Here is a 4,859-nt window from a genome sequence, read left to right as displayed (position 1 = left end):
AATGCAGACCGACTTTTATCAGGCTAGTGCGCACGTAGGCTGTGGATGTTTGCGAGGATTTCGGCGAGGTCGGGTGGTGGCGGTTCAGCAGCGGTCAGGGTGTGCTTGCCGGCTTGGATAGTGACGGTACGGTAGCGGCGTGCGGTGCGAACGAATTTCTTAATGCTCCAACCGGTTTGGTGCTCGATCCAGTGCGATACCGCCATCGCGGCGAAGACAACGCTGAGGTGGGCTTCGATGGAGTCGCGGGTGCGGTGATAGATCGGGCGGGCTTGCAGGTCGTGCTTGGACATCCGGAACGCCTTTTCAATGCGCCACAACTGGTGATACGCCTCGATGACGAAAGTGGCCGGTTGGCTCACCAGGTTGGTGGTGTATCCCTTCCACCCGGCCAACGCCCGGGCCTTGGCCTCCAGTGTGCGATTCACGCTCTTGGTAGCCCCGGTGAGCTGGATGTAGCGGTTACGTTTGACCGGGGCATGCCCGTCAACAGCACGTTCGGCCTTGGCCACCTGCTCATCGATCCCCCGCAGCGTGCGCCGGGCCCGGTCATGGCGGTACTGGTAGTGGATGATCCGGTCCGGGATGCCGCGGGTTTTCTCGCCGCTGGTTGATGGCCAGGGCTGGGTGAGCACCAGGCCGTCGGGGATCGCCTCATCGGAGTGCTTGTCGCGCCACTCGCGCACCACATCAGGTAAAAACGGAATCCTCGCGCCGAGAATGTAGGACAGCCCTGCCGCGTGCAGGGCGACCTGGTTGGCTTCCGAGATCATCCCGGCATCAGCGACGACCGTGACGTCGGTGAGTTGGTGAGCGGCCTTGAACGCGTTGATCACCGGCAGCATGGTCGCGGTCTCTGCCTTATTGCCCTCAAAGGCCGCCACCGTCAACGGGAACCCGCCAGCATCGGTCAACAACCCCAGGGTGATCTGCGGGTCCAACCGTCTTTCCTTGGAGAATCCGGGCTCCCGGAACCCATCACCAGCATCGGTCTCGAAGTGCAGCGTCGACACGTCATAGAGCACCAGACTGGCCGGACCCAATTGCGCGTGGGCAGCGCATGCGGTCGAAAGCGCTTGCCGGAAAGCGGGTTTGGCGAACACCGGCAGACGGCGGTTCAGCGTCGGATACGACACCGGGACGACCCCAGTCTCCTCGACGACCCGAAGTGAATCGGCCTTGCTGGTCGGTTCGATGATCCGGGCCAACACCAACTGACGAAACGCCTCATCCCCATCGGCGACGTTGGCGAACCCGACCTTGTCATAAGCAGCGCACAATGCTTCCCACAGCAGCGCCGACTTCGAGGACGTGATCGGCAACGGCTCGGCCGCCGAACGTTCGGCCAAGCCAAGGTCGAGTTGCGCTTGGCCGGCGGCCAGTCGCTGCGCCGCGGCAGCCTTCAAAGCGGCCACCCCGGCCTCGTCATGCGCCGAACCCAGATGCTCGATCCGGCGTGACCCGCGCCGCGAGGACCACACGACCTGCACAGCCATCGCCCCCGAGGATGTCTTCACCGTGCGCACATAGGCCACGCAGGCACCCTACGGCCCACCGGCTAGTGCACAAATCCGCACCAGGCCACAACCGAAGACACAGGTCACAGCCCTACACAACCGCCGGATCGCCGACAGTGATAAAAGTCAGGTGGTTGGGATTGAGCAACATGGGCGGGCTCCCGGCGGGTACTGGACGCAGACGAGGGTGACGGTAGCGCACCGACGCCCCTGCCGGGGAGGGCAAAACAAAACGACCTCTGTTGGTCAGATGCCGGTCGACCTAGCATCAGGGGCGTGTCAGAACTCAATACCGCTCGCGGGCCCATCGACACCGCTGCGCTGGGTGTCACCCTGATGCACGAACACGTGTTCATCATGACCACCGAGATCGCGCAGAACTACCCCGAAGCGTGGGGCGACGAAGAGCAGCGGGTGGCCGACGCCATCGACCGGCTCAACGAGCTCAAGGCGCGCGGCGTGGACACCATCGTCGACCTCACCGTCATCGGCCTGGGCCGCTACATTCCGCGCATCGCCCGGGTCGCGGCGGCGACCGAGCTGAATATCGTTGTGGCAACGGGGCTTTACACCTACAACGATGTGCCCTTCTATTTCCACTACCTGGGCCCGGGCGCGGAGCTGGGCGGCCCGGAGATCATGACCGACATGTTCGTCCGCGACATCGAGCAGGGCATCGCCGACACCGGCATCAAGGCCGGCATCCTCAAGTGCGCCACCGACGCACCCGGCGTCACCCCGGGCGTCGAGCGGGTGTTGCGGGCGGTGGCGCAGGCGCACAAGCGCACCGGGGTGCCGATCTCCACGCACACCCACGCCGGGCTGCGCCGCGGCCTCGACCAGCAGCGGATCTTCGAGGAGGAGGGCGTCGACCTGAGCCGGGTGGTGATCGGGCATTCCGGCGACAGCACCGACGTCGGCTACCTCGAAGAGCTCATCGCCGCCGGCTCGTATCTGGGCATGGACCGGTTCGGCATCGACGCGATCTCGCCGTTCGAGGACCGGGTGAACATCGTCGCGCAGATGTGCGAGCGCGGCCACGCCGACAAGATGGTGCTCTCGCACGACGCCAACTGTTATTTCGACGCACTTCCCGAGGAGTTGGTGCCCCAGGTCATGCCGAACTGGCATTACCTGCACATCCACAACGACGTGATCCCCGCCCTCAAGCAGCGCGGCGTCACCGACGAGCAGCTGCACACCATGCTCGTCGACAACCCGCGGCGCATCTTCGAGCGCCAAGGCCCCTATGGGTGAGCCGGTCCCGACGGTCGGTCCGCGACGAGATCACGGCGCGATTGCGTCGGCCTCAGCGTCGATGAGCTGGCGCGGCGCGGCGGGCTGGTGGCGTTTCCCCCAGCGGCGCAAGGCTTCCCGGCATGGCGACTCGACCAGGGCGTAGCTGACCGCGGCGATCGCGAAGCCGAAGATCAGCGTCAACACCAACACCGCGGGCATGCGGCCGGTGAACGGGAACGTGCCGAGCACCGGGAACACCATCGCCAGCGCCGCCAGGTGCCAGATGAACAGGCCGTAGGACCAGCGCCCCAGCGTCACCATCACGGTCGTCCCCAACACCCGGTGCGGCGTGTCCATCCGGTCCAGCACCAACGGGGCGATCAGCGCGAAGGCCACCAGCGAGCCCATCGCCGTCTTCACCGCGAACTGCGCGGGGGTGCCCGGCACCAGGCCCTCGGGACCGGCCAGCGGCGAGGCCGCGACCAGGTAGGCGGCCACCGCGACGACGGCCAGCAGCACCCGGCCCGTCCGGCTCTGCGCCAACCGCACCGGCCGGCCGATGCCGCCGTGCACCCATTCGGCCAGCAGCATGCCGGCGGCGAACCAGGAGAAGAAGACCGGCGGCCAGTTCAGCGGGTTGAGGCCCGAACCGGGGTGCACCGGCACCCAGCCCCACGCCCAGCTCAGCGCCCCCAGCGTGGCGATCGCCGGCACCCGCGCGGTCACCGGGAGGCGGCGGGCCAGCAACGCCAGCACCGGCAGCGCCAGGTAGAAGCCGACCTCCACGGACAGGCTCCACATCTGGGTCAGCCCACCGGTCAGCGTGAGCGGCACATAGATCTGGGTCAGGGTCAGGTTGGCCAGCCACACCGTCGGGCTGGGGTGGTCGGCGTCGGGCAACAGGGTCAGGATCACCACGACCGCCACCAGGTAGGCGGGCATGATGCGGACCACCCGGGACCGCAGGTAATGGCCGGTGCGGGGGCGCGGCGCCAAATCCCGTGCCGCCGCGGCGTGTCCGCGCCAGAGCAGAAAACCCGACAGCGCGAAGAACACCGCCACCGCAAGGTCGAAGCGGCCGAACAGCCTGCCGTCGACGCCGCTGGAGTGCCCGGTCTGGAACGCGACGTGGGTGACCACCACACCCATGGCCGCGCAGGCGCGCATGCCCTCCACGGCGGGCAGGAAGCTGCGCACCCCGCCCACCCGCTGGTCATCGCTCACCACCACAGTTTGCCTGTGCGCGCGGCCCGGAGAACGGGTACACCCGGGCATCAGGTTGGTAAGCCGCCGCCTTACTTTCTGCTGTTAGGGTCAAACGAGTTTGCCCCGGGCCGCCTGCTCGGGTCGGGTCGCGGCACAGACACGCAAGGGATCATGAGGAGGGCACGGCGACGTGAACCGAGCAGTCATGTTGCGGTTCGCCGCATGCGGGATCATCGGCCTCGGAGCTGCCCTGCTGATCGCTGCGCTGCTGCTGACGACGTACACCACCAGCCGGATCACCAAGGTCCCGCTGGACGTCGACGCCACGCTGATCAGTGACGGCACCGGGACCGCCCTGGACTCGGCGTCGCTGTCCACCGACCACGTGGTGGTCAACCAGAACGTGCCGCTGGTGTCCCAGCAGCAGATCAGCGTCGAGTCCGCCGGCCAACGCCGACGTCGTCACGCTGCAGGTCGGAAGCTCGTTGCGGCGTACCGACAAGCAGAAGGACACCGGGCTGCTGCTGGCGATCGTCGACACCGTCAGAGCAGTCATGTTGCGGTTCGCCGCATGCGGGATCATCGGCCTCGGAGCTGCCCTGCTGATCGCTGCGCTGCTGCTGACGACGTACACCACCAGCCGGATCACCAAGGTCCCGCTGGACGTCGACGCCACGCTGATCAGTGACGGCACCGGGACCGCCCTGGACTCGGCGTCGCTGTCCACCGACCACGTGGTGGTCAACCAGAACGTGCCGCTGGTGTCCCAGCAGCAGATCAGCGTCGAGTCGCCGGCCAACGCCGACGTCGTCACGCTGCAGGTCGGAAGCTCGTTGCGGCGTACCGACAAGCAGAAGGACACCGGGCTGCTGCTGGCGATCGTCGACACCGTCACGC

The 4,859-nt window shown here is 66.9% G+C and carries 4 protein-coding genes and 1 pseudogene; 3 read left to right on the top strand and 2 right to left on the bottom strand.

Annotation, left to right across the window (positions count from 1 at the left end; genetic code table 11):
* Positions 1-23 precede the first annotated feature (23 nt).
* A complete protein-coding gene (locus tag NF20_RS06480; protein ID WP_019733492.1) occupies positions 24-1,490 on the bottom strand; it encodes an IS1634 family transposase in 1,467 nt (488 codons plus the stop codon).
* Positions 1,491-1,793: 303 nt separating this feature from the next.
* On the opposite strand from NF20_RS06480, the gene NF20_RS06475 reads away from it, so the two are divergent.
* The gene (locus NF20_RS06475) at positions 1,794-2,774 is read left to right on the top strand and encodes a phosphotriesterase (RefSeq protein WP_009979649.1); all 981 of its coding nucleotides are present in this window, start codon (positions 1,794-1,796) and stop codon (positions 2,772-2,774) included.
* Positions 2,775-2,804: 30 nt separating this feature from the next.
* Here the strand turns inward: NF20_RS06475 and NF20_RS06470 are convergent, their stop codons facing one another.
* A complete protein-coding gene (locus NF20_RS06470) occupies positions 2,805-4,031 on the bottom strand; it encodes an acyltransferase family protein (RefSeq protein WP_155947431.1) in 1,227 nt (408 codons plus the stop codon).
* Positions 4,032-4,152: 121 nt separating this feature from the next.
* Between NF20_RS06470 and NF20_RS26070 the strand changes: the two are divergent.
* Positions 4,153-4,507, top strand: a pseudogene (locus NF20_RS26070) (porin PorA family protein); the annotation flags it as partial.
* 9 nt (positions 4,508-4,516) lie between these two features.
* Positions 4,517-4,859: porin PorA family protein (locus NF20_RS06465; protein ID WP_155947432.1), on the top strand; the 343-nt coding region annotated here is incomplete at its 3' end.

It is taken from the genome of Mycobacterium sp. MAC_080597_8934 (assembly GCF_000523975.1).
Lineage (GTDB): Bacteria > Actinomycetota > Actinomycetes > Mycobacteriales > Mycobacteriaceae > Mycobacterium > Mycobacterium avium.
The sequence above is the reverse complement of the archived record's forward strand: the minus strand, read 5'-3'. Positions and strand labels throughout refer to the sequence as shown.